Source organism: Polynucleobacter sp. 80A-SIGWE, from assembly GCF_018882295.1.
In the GTDB taxonomy this organism is placed as follows: Bacteria; Pseudomonadota; Gammaproteobacteria; order Burkholderiales; family Burkholderiaceae; genus Polynucleobacter.
This window is the reverse complement of record NZ_JACVOR010000002.1, coordinates 838,634-859,399: the sequence shown is the minus strand read 5'-3', so window position 1 is coordinate 859,399 and position 20,766 is coordinate 838,634. Positions and strand designations below refer to the sequence as shown.

Sequence of the window (20,766 nt, the reverse complement as noted above, 5' to 3'; positions counted from 1 at the left end):
TAGATTCCTTCGGTAGTTTCTCCAGCTTGCCGTTAGCATAAAGACACCACACCTTAATCTCCTCAAGAAGCTCTACAAGCTCCTCGTAAGGCAAGCTCTTAAAATCGGATAAGGTGATTTGCCCTGTCTTCTGTAGCTGTAGGATTGCATCTTCGTAGTGATATTTACTCATTTTTTATTAACCCAGCTTGACGTATGGTGTGATCCTATCAAGCCCATATGACAGTCTCATGTCGTAGTGATTTGACATGAAACTGTCATACTTCAGGTAGATGATTCGAGTGTGACTACATTACTTCAAGAGCATTGCTCTACCATCACATGCCCGATCTGTTTGAATGCTGAAATTTTAGCTTTACCCAAGGGCTCCTCTCAGCATCTATATCGCTGCCATTCATGCAAGACCATATTGAGGCCAAAGTCAGGTGACTGCTGCATATTTTGCAGTTTTGGCAGTATTGACTGTTCAAGTCCAGAAAAAAACTTAGCTGCATAAGTCTTAGGTTGTAGACTACGTACTAATTGAACTACGCAGCTTCTGGAAATATCGTGATCACTGTTACAGATTCACCCAAAGACAATTCATCAGACCTAGTCGCCGCTGTCGATTTGGGTTCAAATAGCTTTAGGATGTTGGTCGCTCAGGTTGTTCAAACACCATCCGGGACCCAACTGCGTCCAATCGATACCTTACGCGAATCAGTTCGCCTTGCGGCTGGATTAACTGATGATAAATTGCTGGGCAATGATGCGTATCAGCGTGGTATCACTGCCATACGTCGTTTTGGTGAGCGCATCCGTGGTTTCGATCCCGCCAAAGTTCGCGCAGTTGCTACTAATACACTCCGTGTAGCTAAGAATGCTCCCAATTTTGTTCGTGATGCTGAGAAGGCCTTGGGCTTCCCAATCGAAATCATTGCCGGCGTTGAAGAGGCTCGCCTGATCTACATTGGTGCAGCTCATGAAGTTCCAGCAGTGCAGGGCAATCGCCTGGTGGTCGATATTGGCGGTGGCTCTACCGAATTAATTATCGGAAAGGCATATGAGCCTAAATTAATGGAGAGCCTGTACATTGGCTGCGTCTCTCATAGTCTCCGTTTCTTTCCGAAGGGAAATATTGATTCTCATGCGTTTAAAGAGGCTGAGCTTGCGGCACGTCGAGAGATCCAAGTTATTTCCGGGGCGTTTTTAAAAACCGGATGGAAGCAGGTAATCGGATCCTCGGGAACGGCTCGAGCATTGGCTGAGCTTATTTCTGATAACGACTTTAATAACCATGGTGATGGCTTAACCATGGGTCGAGTCAATGGCTCTAGCGGTTTAATTACACGTGATGGCTTAAAAGCCATGAAAAAGCATTTACTTAAGTATGAGCATGTAAGTCAAGTAGAGATGGTAGGACTCAAGGACGATCGACGTGCCGTTTGGCCTGGTGGTCTTGCAATCATGATCGCTGTCTTCGATGAGTTGGGCATTGAGAGTATGGAGGTTACTGATGCTGCATTACGGATAGGCGTCCTATATGACCTCTTGGGGCGCTCTCAGCATGCCGATATGCGCTATGTCACAGTTGAGCAATTTATGCAGCGTTATGCAGTAGATCGCGATCAGGCAAGCCGCGTTGGTAATTTAGCGGCTGAGTTCTTATCTCAACTTCCCAAGCCGGATCTAGAAAGTAGGACGGACAACATTGCCTTACTGCAGTGGGTTGCAAACTTGCATGAAATTGGTTTATCGATTTCTCATAATGGATACCATAAGCATTCAGCTTATATTGCTGGAAATGCTGATATGCCTGGCTTTTCTAAAAATGATCAAGCGAGGTTGGCTGCATTATTAATTGGCCATACTGGAAAATTGGGTAAGTTAGCCAATAACTCTAGTTTTTCAGATTGGCGCATGCTGTTCTGCTTACGCTTAGCTCAGGTGCTTTGTCGTGGTCGCAGTGACGGTGATCTACCGAAAGTCAAGGTCTCAGAAGGCAATGGTGCTTATTCGGTTAGTCTTTCCGAAGAGTGGACTAAAGAGCATCCGCTGACCGAATTTAGTCTAGAAAAAGAAGCGGCCGAGTGGGAGCGAGTCGGCCGACCTTATAGCATCAATCTAAAGTAACCCTACAGTCCTAGGAAGTGCTTGGCATAGCGCGGATTAATTTCTGATAGGCGCAACATGGTGAGCACATCAGCTGTATTGAAGTCTGGATCCCATGCTGGAGCACTACAAATCTTAGCGCCTAATTTAAGATAACCCTTAATTAGGGGAGGTGGCTCTACTTCTAGACCACCATTTAGTCTATCTAAAGGTAATGGTAATCGCGGGAAAGCATGATTCTCCACGGGGGCTATTTGCTCATTACTAAGTGAGTTGTAGAGACTGGCTGCAAAATGACCGCCATCCGCCATCGGAATGCTTGCGCAACCCAACATGATTTCATAGTCGTGCTTTTGCATGTATTGGGCAAGACCGCTCCACAGTGCCATGATGACGGCTCCAGAACGATACTCTGCATGGACACAGGATCTACCGAGTTCAACCATTTTTGGGCGTAGATGATTTAGGCGCGATAGATCAAATTCAGAGTCCGAATAGAGTCGACCAATTTCTAGCGCCTTGTGTGGTGGGAGCACCCGATAAGTTCCAACTACCTTTAAGGATGCTTGATCGCGAATGAGTAAATGATCGCAATACGCATCAAAATCATCAATATCTAAGTTTTCTGCATTCCGAGGAAGGTTTGCACCCATTTCTTCGGCAAACACCTTATAGCGTAGGCGTTGTGCTTCTTTGATTTCACTCGCATTACTGGCCCAAGTAATTTGAAATGCGGGGCGTTTTGGTTTGGCAATTGATTTCTCAGGGGTTACGGGTGTTTGGATGCTTAACTCAGCACGTGCTCGAGTGGCAAATTTCTTTCCAAATAGTTTCTTGGCTATTTTTTTGGAGAACAGTTTTTTAATGGCATCTGCCTTGTTCTTGCCTTTGCTTTTCTTCTTCGGCTTTCCTTCAAAACGCGAGTTGAAAATATCAAATGCACCTAATGGATTTGGAATGTCCGACATAGTTTTCCTTTATGAATTCTTCTGATGGTAGAAGCTCTGCATTACCAATTCATGACAATCGGTGTGCAAATCGTGATCCAAAGTAGTGCTGCAATGAGTAGAGCAAGCATGACTGCTGCCGACCCAAAGTCCTTAGCTCTTTTTGAGAGATCATGATGATCAAAGGAGATCCGATCAATTGCCGCTTCAACACTGGAGTTCAGTAGCTCAACAACTAAGACCATGATTAACGAGGTAATCAATGCACATTTTTCGATGGGGCTGATAGGGAGGAAGAGTGCGACTGGTGCCAGTGCAATCAGAAGGGTAAGTTCCTGTCTAAATGCACTTTCTTCCTCAAATGCGTAAACAATGCCGCACCAAGAGTTTTTGGCAGCATGCCAAGCTCTAGTTAAACCCCGGTTTCCTTTATGGGGGTTTTGCTTAATATCGTAAGGGGTGGTCAAAATTAAACCTTAAGCGAGAGCAGTAACATGAACTTCGGGCGATGGAACTGGCTTGAGGTGATTGGCAAACTGCTCAGAGGCAGCCCTCCAGGAAAACTTCTCAGCATGTGCCCGCGCTACCTCACGTGGGATTCTTAGGGCTTGCAGACAAGCAACGCGCAAATCTTCATTCATAGCACCAGCGGGGGAGCTTCCTAAAACATCAATTGGGCCAGTTACGGGGTAGGCTGCTACAGGTGTCCCACAGGCCATTGCTTCTAGTAATACCAGTCCAAACGTATCTGTTTTACTTGGGAATACAAATACATCAGCTGCAGCGTAGACTTTGGCTAGCTCATGCTGTTGCAAAACACCAAGATAGTTAATGTTGGGGTATTTTTCCTTAATACCAGCCATTGCTGGGCCATCTCCCACCACCCATTTGGATCCCGGTAAATCAATTTCCAGGAAGGCATTAATATTCTTTTCAACTGCGACTCGACCAACATATAAAAAAATTGGGTGCGCAGTATTGAGTGCTTTGGAATCTTGCATCTTAAAGATATCAAGGTCTACGCCCCTGGACCACAGTACAACATTGGTAAGCCCATATTTTTCTAAATCATCCTTAACTACAATCGTTGGCGCCATAACCGCCATTGAGGGCCCATGGAACCAGCGTATGAATGCATAGGTAATAGCAAGCGGAATGCCTGTCCGGGCTTTGACGTACTCTGGGAAGCGGGTGTGATACGCAGTGGAGAAGGGCAAATGATTTTTAACGGCATAAGCGCGTGCCGATAAACCTAAAGGGCCTTCAGTGGCGATATGCATTGCATCTGGTGCGAATTCTTTAATTCTGCGAGCAACTTCTTTTCCAGGAAATAGTGAGAGTGCAATATCAGGATAGGTGGGGCAAGGAATCGATTTGAAGCCGTTAGGTGTAATCATCTCTACCTGGTGGCCCATACCAATTAATTCAGCACGAGTTTGCTTGAGCGTTCTGACGACGCCATTAACCTGCGGATCCCATGCATCGGTGATGATCATAATTTTCATACGGCAGCCTCTTTAATAAGTGCTGAAACAGCGGGTTGGAGAGTAATTTCAGGTAGCTGGGCTGGATCACCTTGAATGTGAGTCCAATAAATAATTTTGAGTTCGCCAGTAGTGGTTTCAACCAGGGCCGAAAGGCTTTCTACCCAATCGCCATCATTGCAATAGAGTAGGCCATCAATTTCTCGGATCTCTGCCTTGTGAATATGGCCGCATACGACGCCATCGCAATTACGTAAGCGTGCCTCTCTAGCCATAATGTGCTCAAAGTCCGCGATGTAGCTCACCGCGTTTTTCACTTGATGCTTGAGATATTGCGAGAGGGACCAATACTGCAGCCCCATCTTGATACGAAGCATATTGAAGTAGCGATTAATGTAGAGAATGAAGGAGTACATGGAGTCGCCTACATAGGCAAGCCACTTAGCGTATTGCATGACCCCGTCAAAGAGATCCCCATGGGTAACCCATAGCTTTCGGCCATCAAGCGTAGTGTGGATTACCTCTTCTTGGACCTGAATGTCGCCAAAGGACATGCCAAAATATTGTCTGGCTGCTTCATCATGATTTCCGGGGATATAAATTACCTCAGATCCTTTGCGAGCTTTGCGCAAGAGCTTTTGCACCACATCGTTATGAGATTGTGGCCAATAAAAAGATCTCCTTAATTTCCAACCATCAATGATGTCGCCAACCAAATAAAACTTATCAGCTTCATTGTGTTTTAAAAAATCGAGGAGGTAGTTTGCTTGACACCCTGATGTTCCTAGGTGTACATCTGAAATCCAGATAGCTCTATAGTGCGTCATGAGTGCTTATTAAGCCCAAGCTTTATGTAAGCTTCATGACGCTTTTAAGTCAATTTGATGACTTGATTTATATTGAGGCTTGATTATGAAAAATCTTTCACAAAAAGCCATATCAGTCGAAACGCCTAAGCTCTTGCGAGCTTGGGTTTGGACTCAGATTTGGGTTCATGTGATTTGTGGTGTCTGGACACTGTCTTTCATCTTCCCATTTCTGGATCGCAGAAGTAAAGATCAAAAAATCCAGGAATGGTCCAGGCGTCTACTGAAAATATTTAACCTTGAGCTTTCTGTGCTCGGTGCTGGTTTGATTGGTAACACACCACATCTAATTGCTGCCAACCATATTTCATGGCTAGATATTCATGTGATCAATGCATGTAAGCCCATTCGTTTTGTAGCGAAGTCTGAGGTGGAGCGCTGGCCTATATTTGGCTGGATGGCTAAGCAATTGGGAACTGTATTTATTCAAAGAGATAGCTCCCGTCACGCGAGACAGGTAGTGATTCAGATGGCGAGTGTGTTGAAGGCGGAATCAATTTGCATCTTTCCTGAGGGAACTTCAACTATTGGTGAAGTTGTTTTACCTTTTAAGCCCAATCTTTTTGAGTCAGCTATCCTTGCTCAAGTCCCTGTTTATCCGCTAGCCATTCGATACCTCTCAACAAAGACAGGGAGGAGAAGTGAATCCCCGGCCTTTATTGGCGACATGGGGCTCTTGGAGTCTATGTCCAATATCATCAAAAACCGTTCTTTAGCGGTTCAAATCACCATCCTTCCCGTATATCCCGATGATCAGAATCCCGCCCTGGATCGAAAAAAATTGGCCACTTACTGCCAGGAATCAATCTCTAAAACTCTGTAATCGGCTTATGTAATAAAAGTGTCATATCTCTGGGATACAAAGGTAGTATTGCCTTAGAGGAAGATATGACATCAAAACATCAAGAGATGGCTGAGTGGTACAAGCGAGCTCAAGAAGAAATCTTAGACAGCATGGACGAAGAGCTCGAGATGGAGCTGGACGATGATCGCATGTCTCCAGATGGTGATAGCGGCTCTCAGATGTCTCGCCAGCTCTACTTTAAGGAGCTTTTTCGCTTACAGGGCGAATTAGTGAAACTTCAGGACTGGGTTGTAGAAAATAAGCTCAAGGTTGCAGTTCTATTTGAAGGGCGAGATTCAGCAGGTAAGGGTGGTGCCATTAAGCGCATTACTCAAAGACTCAATCCGCGCGTATGTAAGGTCGTTGCTTTGCCGGCACCAAATGAACGTGAAAAAACGCAGTGGTATTTTCAAAGATATATTTCACAGCTGCCTGCTGGCGGTGAAATTGTCTTATTTGATCGTAGTTGGTATAACCGTGCTGGTGTTGAGAAGGTGATGGGATTTTGTACTGATGATGAGTACGAAGAGTTTCTTAGAACAGTTCCAGATCTAGAGCGCATGATGATCAGCTCCGGAATCATTCTGATCAAGTACTGGTTTTCGATCTCTGATGATGAGCAATACAATCGCTTCATGATGCGCATTCATGATCCGCTAAAACAATGGAAACTAAGTCCGATGGATTTAGAGGCTAGGCGTTTATGGGAGGCCTACACTAAGGCCAAGGAGACTATGCTCGAGCGGACACATATTCCAGAGGCGCCGTGGTGGGTTGTGGCTGCAAATGATAAGAAGAAAGCACGCTTAAATTGCATCACCCATTTGCTTGATCAAATTCCCTATAAAGAAATAGATCACCCAGTAATTAAATTGCCAGCACGTGTTCATAATCCAGATTACTTGCGTGGGCCTGTTCCACCTGAGATGTATGTGCCAGAGGTTTACTAGCTAGAAGGTTCCTCTTAGGCCAATCATTAAGCTTCGGCCAGGTTGAGGTGCATACAATCTCACTGCCATTGGGGTGGTAGCGTATCGAATTTGTTCGTTGAGCAAATTCTTTAAGTTTGCATACACGGTCCAATTCACATCCTTAACTCTTTCTGTGTAAGAGATTCCGGCATTTAAGAGGTTGTAGCTTGGGGCAGGTCCAATTTCCCAGTTTGCCAACCGATTCTGTTGGTAGCTGTAGATATAACTGGCATTAGTTAGCCAGCCATTGTGCTGATGCGCAATCTCAGCACCTAAGCGTGGGGCCGGCTGGAGGGGTAAATTACCGCCCGCATCAAAAGTGCCTTGGGAGGCGTCACCAAAAATACGTCCACCCAAACCATGCTGACGCCAGTTATAGGTCAGCTCGCCCTCAATACCTTTAATGGTTGCTGCCGCTTGTTGTGCAGTGACTACGCTAAAGCCATCGCCTTCTCCGCCGGACGGGGTTGTAACAATAGAGCTACCCGTATAGAAGCCGTAAATGTAGTTATTAAAGCGATTGGCATAAATGCTGGCCTTCCCGCGCATTAAGCCGCTGGTTTTCTGAATATTGAACTCTAAGTTATGTGAAGTCTCTTTAGTAAGGTTGGGATTGCCAATGTCGAATGTGGCGGTAGATTCATGGGCGCCGTAAGAGTAAAGCTCTTGAGCACTTGGTGCTCGTTGTGAAACTGTATAAGCCACGCCAGTCCCATATCCCTGCATAAAGTTCCACAGACCGCCTGCAGAGTAGGACATTAAATTGAAATTACGATTTTGGAGTGTGATTCCTGGCGTTGGCCCTGAGGTAGTGTCTTGAACTCCTAATTCAGTGCCTAAGTTGGGCTTCTGTGCAACATTGTTATATCGAAGCCCTAAGCTGCCTTGCAGTGAATTCCACTGGCCTTCTTCAATCCAAAATAGGGCATTGGAATTTGTTTTGGTAGGCGGGACAATGGCATAACTTCCCGTACCAACTTCAGTAGCATTAAGTGAGGCAGCAGAGAACTGCGCTCCGAAAGTGCCTTTCCATCCGGCAATCGGATTATGAGCTAACTCAAGGCGAGCCTCATTGGCGATATTTTTCCATTGCGATGCTGCTTCACCCGCATTATTAAACTCTGTGTGGTTGTAATTAGAGTTGGCGGCACTAAATTTAAAAGATGAAAATCCTGCAAAGGGATCTCGAGTTTGATGCTGAAGGTCATATCGATTTTGTGACTGGTTGATCGATCCACCCTCAGGTGTTGGAATGCCGTAATTGTTATTGAGTCGCTCAACAGAAACGCCGGTATAACCATTCTGTCCAATATACGAAACGCCAGCTCCTAAATTATTTTGATTGCTAAAAGTATTAGGTAGCTTGCCGGTGTAGTTGTTGCCTTCATTCCCGCCAGGAGGTACAGTCCAGCCTCCAACCGGTTCGCCTTGTGATTGTGTTGAGCTACCTGGGATGGTGTAGTTATTGGCATTGTTAATTGCGGTATCTACGTGGACTGCTACGGAACCAAACGCACCATCAACCTCTACCGAACCAGCTCTGCCATTGTTAACAGTTTCGTAACTGGTATTGACTGCGCCCGTAGGTCTATCGGGCAGGTTGGTGAGGATGCGATCATTCACTACGTTAACAAGTCCGCCACTAGAGCCAGAGCCATAGAGTAGGGCGGCTGCACCCCGCAAAATCTCTACTTGATGTGCGTTTTGCATATTATTGCCAACAGCATGATCTTGAGAGATATTGGAAACATCGCCAACTGACAGGCCATTTTGCAAAATCTGAACACGTGAGCCTTCAAGACCACGAATGACTGGGCGAGATGAGCCGGCCCCATAGCCGGTAGCTGATACACCCAATTCATTGGCAAGGGTTGCGCCGAGTGTTGTGCCTAATTTATTGAGGAGCTCATCACCCTGGAGAATTTTGGTGGGGGTCAAAATGCTTTGGGTAGCCTCTTGAGAGCCCGTCGCAGTAATTTCTAAACTTGGCGCAGTTGATTGAGCGGTACTGACTGAGCTCAATAATCCTGAGATAAGAATAAAAAGAAGTTTTTTTTTGCCTAAAGAAAGATGGTGGTGAGACATGGTGAAGCTTTCATTCTGTAAGGCACTCTCAAGTTGAGGTGCCCAGTAAATCGGTAGACCAAGTATTCGCTTGGAGTGATTAAGGATTACAGAATGAAGTTAGGTGGAGCTCTAGATTGATATAGCCCAATGTGAGTTCGGGCTGGTGACGCATCATTGGATGCCAGCTGCACTTCATGAGAGAAGTGGGTAGCGATGACAGGGTTAGGTGTTGAGGCAATAAAGCCGGCAAGCGTAAGCGCATCAAGTAGATGGCAGATAGCAGAGCTATGACTAAGGGTGGGAGCTTGATCGACACAGCTAAGCTCGATATTCTGGTTTTGGATCCCAGAGTGAGAAATGCCATGAGCAAAGCCAATCCAGTGGGTACCTAGTAAGCTAGCGAGCAGAAAACTGAGGGCAATAAAGCCTTTGAGTTGCTTTCTGAGTTTGCTTAAAAAAGAGGCTTCCATGCACTGAATCTTACAGTATTTGCCCTCCTAGGCCATCTCGGTGTAGAATATCGGTTCCGTCGGAGTGTAGCGCAGCCTGGTAGCGCACCTGCTTTGGGAGCAGGGGGTCCAAGGTTCGAATCCTTGTACTCCGACCACTTTCTCTTAGTTTTACGTATTTCAGTCCCAGTACACACTGCCTATAGCTCAGCTGGATAGAGCAACGCCCTTCTAAGGCGTAGGTCGCACGTTCGAATCGTGCTGGGCAGGCCACCCCCCTAAACATCTCCCGCTTCTTTTGTCCTATTAAGGGATATTTGCACTATTCATTTTGATATCTATGGATATACTAGCAATTGTATTTTTTGATATTAATAGACGATAGGAGATATTCGTGAAAAGCAAAAAACTCAGTACTAACTGCTTAATCGCTGCAACATTGTTGTTGGGTGCTGTAAATGCCCATGCCGCTAGCCAGACGATGGATAAAATTAAATCTACTGGTGCTGTAACTATGGGTGTTCGTGAATCGTCTATTCCAATGTCATACACCACTGGCGACAGTCGCTTTGATGGCTATCACGTTGAGATTTGCCGCATGATTTTGGCTGACGTCAAAGACAAGTTGGGTTTGAGCACTTTGCGCATTAACTATCAACCTGTTACATCTCAGAATCGCGTGCCTTTAGTTCAAAATGGCACAGTGGATATTGAGTGCGGTACAACCACTAACAATACAGCGCGTGCTAAGGATGTTGGCTTTGCTAATACTCTCTACGTTGAAGAAGTTCGAATTGCAGTGAAGGCGAACTCTGGTATTACTTCCATCTCTCAGTTAGCTGGAAAAAAGGTTGCTACAACGACTGGTACTACTTCAGTTCAGTTGCTGCGCAAACATGAAAAAGCTAACGGTGTAAATTTTGAAGAAGTATTTGGTAAAGACCATGCTGACAGCTTCTTATTGCTTGAGTCTGGCCGTGCCGATGCTTTTGTAATGGATGGTTCAATCTTGGCAGGCAATATTGCTAACTCCAAGAATCCAAAAGACTACAAGATTGTTGGTGAGGTTCTAGCAACTGAGCCTATCGCAATCATGGTTCCTAAGAATGATCCAGAATTTAAGGCTGCTGTAAATGCTGCTATTGCCAAGATTGTTGCTAATGGCAAGATGCCTGGATTGTGGAACAAATGGTTCTTGGCTCCAATTCCACCAAAGAATATTGTTGTAGGTCTTGAGTTGTCTCCAGCAACTAAAAATGCTTGGGCCAATCTGAACGACAAGCCTGCTGAAGATTACAACAAGAAGTAATCAGCATATTTACTAAATACGAGTTAACAATATGTCTTTAGATTTAGGTGTTTTTTGTAAGAACACCTTGGATGGAGAAGTGGTGGATCACTGCTTCTCCGCTATTTTTGGCTTGGCCCAAAATAGCGATCCAAGTTACCTAGACTGGCTAATGAAGGCCTGGGGCTGGACTTTGGCTGTAGCAGGTCTTGGCTTGACTATTGCTTTAATTCTAGGGGCGGTGATGGGTACTCTACGTACCCTCCCAACTACCACCTCTCTTAATAGATGGCTCATTCGTATTTCTACCGCTTGGGTAGAGCTATTTAGAAATATCCCCATCTTGGTTCAAGTATTTCTTTGGTATCACGTTATTCCGGCTTTTGTTTTGCCTCTAAAGTCTTTGCCATCCTATTGGCTTGTGAGTATTGCTCTTGGCTTCTTCACATCTGCACGCATAGCCGAGCAGGTGAGGGCGGGTATTCAGGCATTGCCTAGTGGACAAACCGCTGCGGCAACTGCATTAGGCTTAACCACTGCCCAAAGTTATCGTTACGTTATCTTGCCAATGGCATTACGGATCATCATTCCACCGCTCACATCAGAGAGTATGAATTTAATTAAAAACTCTTCAGTTGCTTTTGCGGTTTCCGTGCCCGAGTTGACCTTATTTGCGATGCAAGCTCAGGAAGAAACATCTAAGGGCGTCGAAATCTATTTGGCGGTCACCTTCCTATACGCGCTCTCAGCATTCGCGGTAAACCGCGTCATGTCTCAGATTGAAAAGCGTAGTCGCATTCCGGGTTTCATTGTGTCTAATGATGCAAGCTTGGCTCACTAAAGGTTGATGATATGTTGAGCTTAGATCTGAGTTTTTATAATTGGGAATTATTTACCAATTACATTCTGAAGGGCTTGGTATTCAGTGTGCAGTTGACTGTTTTTGCAACGGTTGGCGGTATCTTGTTCGGAACCTTCTTAGCTTTGATGCGTTTGTCTGGACGGCCAGCGTTGGTATATCCCGCTACCTTCTATGTGAATACCATGCGCTCCATTCCTTTGGTAATGGTGATTCTTTGGTTCTTCTTGTTGATCCCGATGTTGATTGGCAGACCAATTGGAGCGGATCTTTCTGCCACGATTACCTTCATTGCATTTGAAGCAGCATTCTTTTCGGAGATTGTTCGTGCTGGTATTCAATCCGTGCCAAAAGGTCAAACCTACGCTGGAGAGGCATTGGGAATGACCTATGGTCAGAACATGCGTCTGGTGGTTCTGCCTCAAGCCTTCAGAAACATGATTCCGGTATTTATGACTCAGACGATTGTTCTGTTTCAAGATACCTCTTTAGTCTATGCAATTGGCGCATACGACTTACTCAAAGGATTTGAGATTGCCGGTAAAAATTATGGCCGACCAATCGAAACCTATATTTTGGCTGCAGCTACTTATTTTGTAATTTGTTTCTCACTCTCTAAAGTCGTGCGCAAGATTCAAGCTAAAGTCGCCATTATTCGCTAATCCCACCCAGTACAAATTAAATAGATCATCATGATTGAACTTCAAAATGTTTCCAAATGGTATGGCTCATTTCAGGTATTAACTGATTGCTCCACATCGATTAAAAAGGGTGAGGTTGTTGTGATTTGTGGGCCCTCAGGCTCAGGTAAATCTACCCTGATTAAAACAATCAATGCTCTTGAGCCTTTCCAGGCGGGTGAGATTACAGTTGATGGAATTGCCTTGCATGATCCTAAAACCAATCTGCCAAGACTGCGCTCACGCGTAGGCATGGTGTTTCAACACTTTGAGCTGTTCCCACATCTGAGTGTTACTGAAAATCTCACACTTGCTCAAATGAAGGTCTTGGGCAGGTCGGCTGATGAAGCTAAGACTCATGGTCTGAAGTATTTAGAGCGAGTGGGTTTGATGGCACAAAAAGATAAGTTCCCTGGACAGTTATCTGGTGGTCAGCAGCAACGGGTGGCGATTGCACGCGCCTTAAGTATGGATCCGATTGTGATGCTGTTTGATGAGCCAACATCAGCCCTTGACCCTGAGATGGTGGGTGAGGTTCTCGATGTGATGGTGAAACTGGCTAACGAAGGTATGACGATGTGTTGCGTTACTCATGAAATGGGTTTTGCACGCAAGGTAAGTCACCGCGTTATCTTCATGGATCAGGGAAAAATTATTGAGGACTGCAGTAAAGATGAGTTCTTTGGCAATCCCGAAGCTAGATCGCCGAGAGCCAAAGATTTTCTCTCAAAAATTTTAGATCACTGATCTAAATTCCCATCTCAGCAAATACTTCCTTGGCGCATCTAAAGCTGTCAATCGCTGCTGGTACGCCGCAGTAGATTGCAGTCTGCATTAGGATTTCACGAATCTCGTCTTTGGTGAGACCGTTATTAATTGCGCCTTTTAAATGCAGCTTGAGTTCGTGAGGGCGGTTGAGTGCCGTCAGCATCGATAAGTTAATCATGCTTCTAGAGCGGCGATCTAGACCAGGTCGATTCCAAATATCATTCCAGCAGTATTCGGTTACCAATTCCTGCATGGGCATATTAAATTCGCCCGCATTCTTGATGGAGTTGTCTACATACTCAGACCCCAGAACCTCTCGGCGAGTTTTTAGGCCTTTTTCAAATGCTTCTTTATTCATCTTGATCTCCTGTAGTGGTGCCATATCGAATGGATTCCATATATTGCCACTATTCATGTAGCACCGTTTAGCCTAGAATAACTTCCATGAAAATCATCCTCTCTATGCGCATTGCCGCTTTGTCTATCGCACTTACTCTGCTGGGTGCCTGTACCGTTGATAAGCTCGAGGCAAGACTGCAGGCTGACCCAGAATGTAAGCCCGTCATGAATGCCAAGACTGGCGCTTTAATGCCTTGCCCTGGGACTGATAAGCAATTTTATAAATCTATTCCATCCTTAAATGTGAATACGCCTAAGGCGACTCAGGCTGCAGCGACTACACCATCTTCAGCTGGCGTAACATCAAGCCCAAAAGCTACAGTTGCACCAGTTGAGTGCAAGCCACAGCTTCACCAAAAGTCCGGAAGCCTGATGCCTTGCCCAGCCCCATAGGGCAGTATTAAATCCCAGCTCTGAATGAGGCGTATGATCGGATAAAACTAGCTCAAGAGCTAATCTCAATCACACCACACACTGGATAAGAAATGAACAAATTAGGCGCTTTAGTTGCAGCAATCTCTGTAGCTACTTTATTGGCTGCTTGTAGCAATACCCCGAAGTTGGCAAGCCAACCAATGCCTAGATCTGGTTTTTTGCCGGATTACTCAGTACTTGTTCCGATGGCTACTTCTGAAGCTGATACTCGTATTTGGAGATATCGCAAAGCTGGTGTGAATCCAGGCACATACACTGCCGTAATCTTGGATCCAATTTATTTGAATCAGAACGCTACTAAAGAAATTTCTCCACAGGTAATTAATCAGGCCAAGATTGCATTGCAAGACTCCATGGTCAACGCAGTGATGAGTCGTGGCAATATCAAGATCGTGAATCAGCCCGGTCCAGGCGTAGCGCGTATCTCTGTTGGTATTACCGGTGCAGAAAGTTCGACTGATAGCTTGCAACCATGGAATTTCACACCAATTGGTCTGGCAATGAATGCGGCTGCTTATGCTGGCGGTGTTAACTCTAAAACTCCGGCGATGTTGGTTGAGAGCAAGATTACTGATAGTCAATCTAAAGAAGTGCTCGGCGAAGGTTTGGTAACTATTCAGGGTGAATCATTCCGTACCGGTGGCGGCTCAGTCGAATCATTTGTAGCTATGGCTAAAAAGGTGGTTAAGGTAGCCATGGAAACTTCTGCTGACCCAAGAGCAACTGCCGCCGCTAAATAAATATGCGAAATCTCATGACATACCTAGGTCTTATTGGCGCAGCAACATTCGTGCTTGCAGCAGTTCCTGCGAACGCTGATGACGCCTCACGTAATAAAGAAATTCAGGAACGTTTTGCCCAATGCGATGTGAACCGCGATGGTAAGCTGACTCTTGATGAAGCGAAAGGTTGTATGCCTCGCATCTATGATCATTTCAGTATGATTGACTCGCAGAATAAAGGCTATGTCACTGTCGCAGAAATTGAGGCGATAGCGAATAGGTAATTATTAATTACATTAAAGAGCCTCAGATGAGGCTCTTTTTTATTGGAGTAGATGATGCCGTACCTAATTGAAGGCTTTAAAGATTCCATCATTACTGTTCCCTCGGCAGATGGCCCCATTGATATTGCTTGCCAGACTGCCGGCTCTGGGCCTGCATTGCTATTGCTACATGGCTTCCCTCAAACTAAGGCCATATGGAGACATATTGCCCCTGAGTTGGCAAAACGATTCTCAGTAGTTGTGACCGATCTTCGGGGTTATGGCGCTTCATCAAAGCCAGTGGGTGCAGCTGATCATTCGACTTACTCAAAAAGAGCCATGGCTGCCGATCAGCATGCTGTGATGCAGGCGCTTGGGCATAACAAGTTTTCTGTATTGGGTCATGATCGTGGCGGTCGGGTATCACAGCGCTTGGCGATGGATTTCCCTGAAAGTGTAGAGCGTTTGATGGTGTTGGATATTTCTCCAACACTGACTATGTATGAAAACACCACCATGGAATTTGCCAGGGGTTATTGGCATTGGTTTTTCTTAATTCAGCCTCATCCCATTCCAGAAACACTCATTGGTGCCAATCCAGAGTTCTGGCTCAGAAATCACATGGGCAGACATGCTGGTACTGGAATTTTTGATCCGCAATCTTGGGCTGAGTATCTTGCTGGTGCCAGCAACCCAGAGTCTATGCATGCCATGTGCGAGGACTATCGTGCTGCAGCCACCATTGATTTAATTCATGATCGAGCCGATAGGGATGCCGGCAAAATGCTAGCGATGCCCTTAAGAGTTCTCTGGGGTGAGCATGGCCTAGTTGCTAAATGTTTCTCACCCATCGAGGATTGGAAGCGAGTCGCAAAGACTGTCTCCGGAAAAAGTGTTCCGTCTGGCCACTACATTCCTGAGGAGCTGCCGCAAGAGCTTCTTGCTGAAGCGGAGCAGTTTTTTTGCTTGAAGTAGTTACTTGAATAACTTGGGAAGTTTTTTAGATCCCGCTGGCCAAGTTAAAACAATGTTTGGATCAATCTTGAGTATTTTCGTATCTTTCTCTGGATAGGAAAATCTTGATAACAAATCTGCAATCAGATTGAGGTGTGCAAGCTTTTTATCGTTTGCATTAATGACGGTCCAGGGTGCATCTGATGTGCTAGTTTGCTTGAGCATTTTGTCTCGAGCATCTGAGTAAGCACCCCACATCTTCTGAGCTTTCTGATCTATAGGGCTAATCTTCCATTGTTTCAGTGGATCTTTTGCTCGATCTTTGAGCCTTTTGGCTTGCTCTTCCTTAGAGATATCTAGGTAGTACTTTACGATTTGAATATTGGAGCTTACAAGCAAGGATTCAAAATCATTCACTGTTGCCATGAATAATTTATATTGATCATCAGTGCAAAATCCCATTACTTTTTCAACGCCGGCACGGTTATACCAACTTCTATTGAAGAGGATCATTTCACCGGCGGAGGGTAGCTGCGCAACGTATCGTTGAAAGTACCATTCATGCTCCTCAACAGAGGAGGGGGCTGCTAGGGCAACAATCTTAGTGTCTCGGGGGCTTAAATTTTCAGTAACGCTTTTAATGCTTCCATCTTTGCCGGCAGTATCACGTCCTTCAAATATAACTAAGAGGCGCTTACCTTTTTGAATGATGTGGCGCTGGAGTTTAACTAATTCAATTTGAAGAAGTCGTAAGTCTGCCTCGTAAGTATGTTCTGAAATTAAGGATTTACTCACGGGCAGCCTTTGCTAGGAAATTGACTATTAAGCGGTTTTGGCAGGAGCTACTTTTTTCGCTACAACCTTCTTTGCAGGTGCTTTTTTAGCGGTAGCTTTTTTGGCTACTACTTTCTTTGCTGGCGCTTTCTTGGCAGCTACTTTTTTAGCGGGTACCTTCTTCGCCGCCGCTTTTTTAGCTGGCGCTTTCTTGGTCGGAGCTTTTTTCTCCATCTTATCCAAGGCCTTTGCTAGCTTATCGATCAACTTCTCTCTTTCGGCTTCGAGCTTGTCTAATTTTTTCAATAATTGCTTAACTAATTTTTTTTGACTCATGATGTATTCCTTTAAAGAGAGTGCCATTTTTTAAGGCTTGATAAAAGGCTGACGCCTATGCATTGATCCTACGTCCTATTGGAACGAGTTTCAAGCGATTGTGACAGTCTGAACCATATTTAATTTGGTGCTAAATAGAATCGATATGATCGGCACCTTCTCCTCCCCTTGCTGACTTTCTTAATATTTACTATTCAGCAAGAACATCAGGTTAATATTTAATCCTTAGCTCACCCTTGCTCAGAAAGCATCCATATGAACATTCTCATGAAGCGCCTCTTCTCGATAAGCCTATTGCTCATCAGCTCTTTGGCGATAGCCCAAAAAAATGACGCCATTATTCAGACGGCACAAGTGCAGGAAGCGATAGCACGAGGCGCAATCATTTGGGATGTTCGAGATGAAAAGAGTTATCTAGAAGGACACATTCCTGGTGCTATCAATATCGGTGATGCCGGCAATACGCTCAGGGATGCCAATAAGGAAGATTACATTGCCACCGCGAAGATTCAGGCGATTTTTAATCAGGCAGGACTAGATATTAATAAAGACATCGTGGTGTATGGCTCGCGCGGAAATCCTTACGCTTACTTTGGCCTCTATACGATTAATTATTTCGGCGGGAAGCGGGCTCAAATCTATCATGACGGTATCGATGCCTGGAAATCGGCTGGCTTGCCCTTGCAAAAAGATCGCGCAACCTTGCCGGCAGTATCTGTAGTGCTGGTACCCCAGCCTCAGCTAGTAGTTAGCAATGAGGAAATGTTAAAACTTGCGCAATCTAAATCAGTTCAAATTATTGATGCAAGAACCCCTGATGAGTTTTCTGGGAAAGATGTTCGAGCGATCCGAGGTGGTCATATTCCCAATGCGGTCAATATTCCCTTCGAGGAAAATTGGCAGGATCCCGCCACATCTATTAAGTTAAGTAAGAAGCAGGTTGCTGATAATTCTGGCATGACACTAAAAAGCCAGGCGGATTTGAAAAAGCTGTATTCAGGTCTGGATCCAAATCAGGAGACAGTAGTCTATTGTCAGAGTGGGGTACGTGCCTCGGAAACGGCAACTGTTTTGAAAAATCTAGGATTCAAGAAAGTGAAGGTCTATGACTCATCTTGGCTTGGTTGGGGAAATAACCTAAAAGCTCAGGTCTCGGACGAAACCTTCTTAAATGTTGGCGCATTGAATGCCAAGATGGCGGCCATGCAAAATAAGATTAATCAATTGGAAGAAGCTCTGAAGGCAAAAAGCAATTGATTCCTCAGGTCTGCTAGCTCAGAAAATTAAAACACCCCAGAAAATGGCATTCTTCTGGGGTTTTTTGTAAATACGGTGAACTATTCTGGGTGGAAGTTATTGCTGGCCATAAAGCTAATAGTGCGCTCAAAGCCCAAGATACGGATATAGCGCCAAGCGATATCGCGGTATTTGCTATCTAAATAGCCAATCGCGACTTCAGGCGTCCTTTTGGACAAGTCGATCTGTTGAATTGCACGGGCCCAACGTTTGAGTCTTGTTGACATATTTGCCACCTCCATGACCATACAACGCATGGAAAAGTGGCTGAGATGACAGGAATAAGTAATATTTTTGAAGAAATTAACAAAAACCAGTCAAATCGACCATTTTTTACCCTCTAAGCTTGTTTTTCAGCCTCAGCCAGCTCTTTTTTAGCCGCTTTAGCACGTGCTTTGATGGGTTTGAGGTAAATCAGCAGGCAAACAAAGGCGACCGTGCCTAGGGTGGTTTCTAGGGCAGCCATCCAGAAATTAGCCCCAGTTTCCAGAATCCGGACCAAGCCCTCGGTGATGTAAAGCAAGATCAGCATCGAAGCCCACTGCATGGTGTAGACATTGCCTTTCCATAGCCCTGGAATAGCAAATAACAGGGGGATGGCTTTCAGAATGAGCCAGGAGCCACCAGGTCTAAGCGGGGAGATAAACCATTCCCAGGCTATGCATAGGATGAATAAGTCAACAAAGGCTGCGGTAGCGATGAGCTGATATGGATTTTTGGAGAGCCAGCTTTTGAGCATGAATTGCCTTTAAATAAGTTTGAGAGCAGTCAGTGCTAGGCGTTTGCCTTGGGCAATGGCTAAGCGCTGCTCTTCGGCGCTAATGGGTGCTCTGCCATCAGCATGTGCAAGGTGAGTTACGCCATAAGGACTGCCACCAGTTGAGGTGCTCATTAGATCGGGTTCGCTATACGGAATGCCCATGATCATCATGCCGTGGTGAAGCAGGGGAATCATCATGGTGAGTAAGGTGCTTTCTTGTCCGCCATGCAGGCTGCCTGTACTGGTAAAGACGCAAGCAGGCTTACCAACAAGGGCGCCATTCATCCACTCAGAGGAACTGCCATCCCAAAAGTATTTCATGGGGGCGGCCATATTGCCAAAGCGAGTAGGGGATCCAAGTGCTAAGCCAATACATTCTTTTAAATCTGAGTACTCAACATAAGGGGCGCCATCAGCTGGAACGGCAGCTTCGGTGGATTCGCAGACGGTGGAGATGGCGGGGACTGTTCTTAATCGGGCATTGGCTCCCGGAACACTTTCAATACCTTCAGCAATCAGGCGTGCCAAGTCCCGCGTGGCTCCGTAGCGTGAGTAGTACAAAACTAAAATGTCGGATTGGCTCATATTCTTCTCTTATCTCTTATGATATGGGCGATGCGCCTCATTCGTAATCCTCAATTATGGCTCTCTCTTGGAAAAGAGATATGGGAGCGCAATCGTGGCCAAAATCTGAAGCAAGTTGCTGCCAGTTTGGCCTTTACGACTACGCTTGCCTTGGTTCCGATGTTGACAGTGGCCTCGATTCTGATTGGCTACTTACCCAGCGTAGTCAGGATTAAATATGCCTTTCAGGCATGGCTTCTTGATACCTATATGCCTGGCGGCCTAAATCAGCAGGTCTTTAATTATTTGGATCAATTTTCAGCGCAGGCCAAGGGCCTTACCTTGATTGGTTTAGTTGGCCTGGTGATTACGACCATCATGACCATGGCGGTGATTGAGAGCGCCTTTAATCAGATCTTTCGAGTTACTCAAAGTCGACCCATCCTGAAGAAGATTGCGATCTACTCTGCAGCAACTATATTGGGACCTATTCTGCTGGGTATCGGGACTTACTTGAGCGGTCTTTTATTTAGTGCTGCGGAGGGATGGACTGAGACGCTGAGTTTTGGCTTAGGTTTATTTGCAACAGTAGTTCCAGTGCTGCTGGCAATGTCCGTATTCTCGGTTGCCTACAAAATTCTCCCGTATGCGCAAATCCAGTGGCGTGACGCTTTGAGTGGAGCCTTCTTTGCGGCGCTGACTTTTGAGTTGATGAAGTTTGGCTTTGGCCTGTTTCTAACGAATGTAGCCTTTTACAAAACGGTCTATGGTGCCTTTGCCATCTTCCCATTGGCGCTTATCTGGATTTACCTGACTTGGTGGATTACCTTGGCTGGCGCAGTCCTGGTTGCCAACCTCCCCAGTATTCGGAGTGGGGTGGTTAGGGTTATTCGTTACTGAAATCCCTTGCTAGACCCTTGATTCCTTGGGGGCTTAAGAATATATTGTT

General features: G+C 45.4%; 26 protein-coding genes and 2 tRNA genes. 16 read left to right on the top strand and 12 right to left on the bottom strand.

The annotated features are described in order from the left end of the window. Positions 1 to 283: 283 nt before the first annotated feature. Both ICN25_RS10050 and ICN25_RS09195 read left to right on the top strand, forming a co-directional pair. The gene (locus ICN25_RS10050; RefSeq protein WP_370624722.1) at positions 284 to 496 is read left to right on the top strand and encodes a GDCCVxC domain-containing (seleno)protein; all 213 of its coding nucleotides are present in this window, start codon (positions 284 to 286) and stop codon (positions 494 to 496) included. A gap of 134 nt (positions 497 to 630) precedes the next feature. Beyond that, positions 631 to 2,112: a Ppx/GppA phosphatase family protein gene (locus tag ICN25_RS09195; protein ID WP_216182316.1), complete on the top strand. Its 1,482-nt coding sequence runs from the start codon at positions 631 to 633 to the stop codon at positions 2,110 to 2,112. Between the two features lie 2 nt (positions 2,113 to 2,114). On the opposite strand, the gene ICN25_RS09190 is transcribed toward ICN25_RS09195, so the two are convergent. From ICN25_RS09190 to ICN25_RS09175, 4 genes are read right to left on the bottom strand one after another with little or no spacing between them, the layout of a single operon-like run. Continuing rightward, on the bottom strand, positions 2,115 to 3,059 hold the full coding sequence (locus tag ICN25_RS09190) for a GNAT family N-acetyltransferase (protein WP_255536742.1): 945 nt from the start codon (positions 3,057 to 3,059) through the stop codon (positions 2,115 to 2,117). A gap of 41 nt (positions 3,060 to 3,100) precedes the next feature. Beyond that, positions 3,101 to 3,505: a diacylglycerol kinase gene (locus tag ICN25_RS09185; protein ID WP_216181769.1), complete on the bottom strand. Its 405-nt coding sequence runs from the start codon at positions 3,503 to 3,505 to the stop codon at positions 3,101 to 3,103. Between the two features lie 9 nt (positions 3,506 to 3,514). After that, a complete protein-coding gene (locus ICN25_RS09180; protein ID WP_216181766.1) occupies positions 3,515 to 4,543 on the bottom strand; it encodes a glycosyltransferase family 1 protein in 1,029 nt (342 codons plus the stop codon). After that, on the bottom strand, positions 4,540 to 5,349 hold the full coding sequence (locus ICN25_RS09175) for a UDP-2,3-diacylglucosamine diphosphatase (protein ID WP_216181763.1): 810 nt from the start codon (positions 5,347 to 5,349) through the stop codon (positions 4,540 to 4,542). Before ICN25_RS09175 ends, ICN25_RS09180 begins: the two co-directional genes overlap by 4 nt. 85 nt (positions 5,350 to 5,434) lie before the next feature. On the opposite strand from ICN25_RS09175, the gene ICN25_RS09170 reads away from it, so the two are divergent. Together ICN25_RS09170 and ppk2 (ICN25_RS09165) are read left to right on the top strand one after the other, a co-directional pair. Continuing rightward, complete coding sequence (locus ICN25_RS09170) at positions 5,435 to 6,211, top strand: 1-acyl-sn-glycerol-3-phosphate acyltransferase (RefSeq protein WP_216181760.1); 777 nt, start codon at positions 5,435 to 5,437, stop codon at positions 6,209 to 6,211. 65 nt (positions 6,212 to 6,276) lie between these two features. Continuing rightward, positions 6,277 to 7,182, top strand: coding sequence for a polyphosphate kinase 2 (gene ppk2, locus ICN25_RS09165; RefSeq protein ID WP_216181757.1), 906 nt, complete (start codon positions 6,277 to 6,279; stop codon positions 7,180 to 7,182). Here the strand turns inward: ppk2 (ICN25_RS09165) and ICN25_RS09160 are convergent, their stop codons facing one another. Next, positions 7,183 to 9,225 carry a TonB-dependent receptor gene (locus ICN25_RS09160; RefSeq protein ID WP_255536741.1) on the bottom strand — a complete coding sequence of 681 codons (2,043 nt, stop codon included), beginning with the start codon at positions 9,223 to 9,225 and terminating at the stop codon, positions 7,183 to 7,185. Between the two features lie 149 nt (positions 9,226 to 9,374). After that, on the bottom strand, positions 9,375 to 9,740 hold the full coding sequence (locus ICN25_RS09155) for a hypothetical protein (protein WP_216181751.1): 366 nt from the start codon (positions 9,738 to 9,740) through the stop codon (positions 9,375 to 9,377). Between the two features lie 60 nt (positions 9,741 to 9,800). Here ICN25_RS09155 and ICN25_RS09150 point away from each other — a divergent pair. The 6 genes from ICN25_RS09150 (at position 9,801) to ICN25_RS09125 (ending at position 13,293) form a co-directional block, all read left to right on the top strand. Beyond that, positions 9,801 to 9,877 (top strand) — tRNA-Pro (locus ICN25_RS09150). 38 nt (positions 9,878 to 9,915) lie between these two features. After that, positions 9,916 to 9,992, top strand: a tRNA-Arg gene (locus ICN25_RS09145). A 121-nt stretch (positions 9,993 to 10,113) separates the two neighbouring features. Next, positions 10,114 to 11,028 (top strand): amino acid ABC transporter substrate-binding protein, encoded by a 915-nt coding sequence (locus ICN25_RS09140; protein ID WP_370624721.1) that lies wholly within the window; start codon positions 10,114 to 10,116, stop codon positions 11,026 to 11,028. A 31-nt stretch (positions 11,029 to 11,059) separates the two neighbouring features. Next, on the top strand, positions 11,060 to 11,848 hold the full coding sequence (locus ICN25_RS09135) for an amino acid ABC transporter permease (protein ID WP_216181748.1): 789 nt from the start codon (positions 11,060 to 11,062) through the stop codon (positions 11,846 to 11,848). 11 nt (positions 11,849 to 11,859) lie between these two features. Beyond that, the gene (locus ICN25_RS09130; RefSeq protein ID WP_216181745.1) at positions 11,860 to 12,528 is read left to right on the top strand and encodes an amino acid ABC transporter permease; all 669 of its coding nucleotides are present in this window, start codon (positions 11,860 to 11,862) and stop codon (positions 12,526 to 12,528) included. Positions 12,529 to 12,558: 30 nt separating this feature from the next. Continuing rightward, positions 12,559 to 13,293, top strand: coding sequence for an amino acid ABC transporter ATP-binding protein (locus ICN25_RS09125; RefSeq protein ID WP_216181742.1), 735 nt, complete (start codon positions 12,559 to 12,561; stop codon positions 13,291 to 13,293). A 1-nt stretch (position 13,294) separates the two neighbouring features. Here the strand turns inward: ICN25_RS09125 and ICN25_RS09120 are convergent, their stop codons facing one another. Beyond that, a complete protein-coding gene (locus tag ICN25_RS09120; RefSeq protein ID WP_216181739.1) occupies positions 13,295 to 13,672 on the bottom strand; it encodes a carboxymuconolactone decarboxylase family protein in 378 nt (125 codons plus the stop codon). Positions 13,673 to 13,758: 86 nt separating this feature from the next. Between ICN25_RS09120 and ICN25_RS09115 the strand changes: the two genes are divergently transcribed. From ICN25_RS09115 to ICN25_RS09100, 4 genes are all read left to right on the top strand, one after another. Further along, the gene (locus ICN25_RS09115) at positions 13,759 to 14,106 is read left to right on the top strand and encodes a hypothetical protein (protein WP_216181720.1); all 348 of its coding nucleotides are present in this window, start codon (positions 13,759 to 13,761) and stop codon (positions 14,104 to 14,106) included. A gap of 92 nt (positions 14,107 to 14,198) precedes the next feature. Next, entirely contained in the window at positions 14,199 to 14,888 is a 690-nt protein-coding gene (locus tag ICN25_RS09110) for a DUF3313 domain-containing protein (RefSeq protein WP_216181717.1), read from the top strand. A gap of 2 nt (positions 14,889 to 14,890) precedes the next feature. Continuing rightward, positions 14,891 to 15,154: an EF-hand domain-containing protein gene (locus ICN25_RS09105; RefSeq protein ID WP_216862925.1), complete on the top strand. Its 264-nt coding sequence runs from the start codon at positions 14,891 to 14,893 to the stop codon at positions 15,152 to 15,154. A 54-nt stretch (positions 15,155 to 15,208) separates the two neighbouring features. Then, positions 15,209 to 16,108 (top strand): alpha/beta fold hydrolase, encoded by a 900-nt coding sequence (locus ICN25_RS09100; protein ID WP_370624733.1) that lies wholly within the window; start codon positions 15,209 to 15,211, stop codon positions 16,106 to 16,108. Here ICN25_RS09100 and ppk2 (ICN25_RS09095) read toward each other — a convergent pair whose 3' ends face one another. Together ppk2 (ICN25_RS09095) and ICN25_RS09090 are read right to left on the bottom strand one after the other, a co-directional pair. Further along, positions 16,109 to 16,882 (bottom strand): polyphosphate kinase 2, encoded by a 774-nt coding sequence (gene ppk2 / locus ICN25_RS09095; RefSeq protein ID WP_370624720.1) that lies wholly within the window; start codon positions 16,880 to 16,882, stop codon positions 16,109 to 16,111. Between the two features lie 27 nt (positions 16,883 to 16,909). After that, complete coding sequence (locus ICN25_RS09090; RefSeq protein ID WP_216181711.1) at positions 16,910 to 17,197, bottom strand: serine/threonine protein kinase; 288 nt, start codon at positions 17,195 to 17,197, stop codon at positions 16,910 to 16,912. Between the two features lie 255 nt (positions 17,198 to 17,452). On the opposite strand from ICN25_RS09090, the gene ICN25_RS09085 reads away from it, so the two are divergent. Next, the gene (locus tag ICN25_RS09085; RefSeq protein ID WP_216181708.1) at positions 17,453 to 18,454 is read left to right on the top strand and encodes a sulfurtransferase; all 1,002 of its coding nucleotides are present in this window, start codon (positions 17,453 to 17,455) and stop codon (positions 18,452 to 18,454) included. Positions 18,455 to 18,534: 80 nt separating this feature from the next. Here ICN25_RS09085 and ICN25_RS09080 read toward each other — a convergent pair whose 3' ends face one another. The 3 genes from ICN25_RS09080 to wrbA form a co-directional block, all read right to left on the bottom strand. Beyond that, positions 18,535 to 18,720: a hypothetical protein gene (locus tag ICN25_RS09080; protein WP_015420997.1), complete on the bottom strand. Its 186-nt coding sequence runs from the start codon at positions 18,718 to 18,720 to the stop codon at positions 18,535 to 18,537. Positions 18,721 to 18,833: 113 nt separating this feature from the next. Next, positions 18,834 to 19,232 (bottom strand): DUF2069 domain-containing protein, encoded by a 399-nt coding sequence (locus tag ICN25_RS09075; protein WP_216181705.1) that lies wholly within the window; start codon positions 19,230 to 19,232, stop codon positions 18,834 to 18,836. Positions 19,233 to 19,241: 9 nt separating this feature from the next. Continuing rightward, complete coding sequence (gene wrbA, locus ICN25_RS09070; RefSeq protein ID WP_216181689.1) at positions 19,242 to 19,838, bottom strand: NAD(P)H:quinone oxidoreductase; 597 nt, start codon at positions 19,836 to 19,838, stop codon at positions 19,242 to 19,244. 30 nt (positions 19,839 to 19,868) lie between these two features. Here wrbA and ICN25_RS09065 point away from each other — a divergent pair, with 30 nt between their 5' ends. Beyond that, positions 19,869 to 20,717, top strand: coding sequence for a YihY family inner membrane protein (locus ICN25_RS09065; protein WP_216181687.1), 849 nt, complete (start codon positions 19,869 to 19,871; stop codon positions 20,715 to 20,717). Positions 20,718 to 20,766 lie beyond the last annotated feature (49 nt).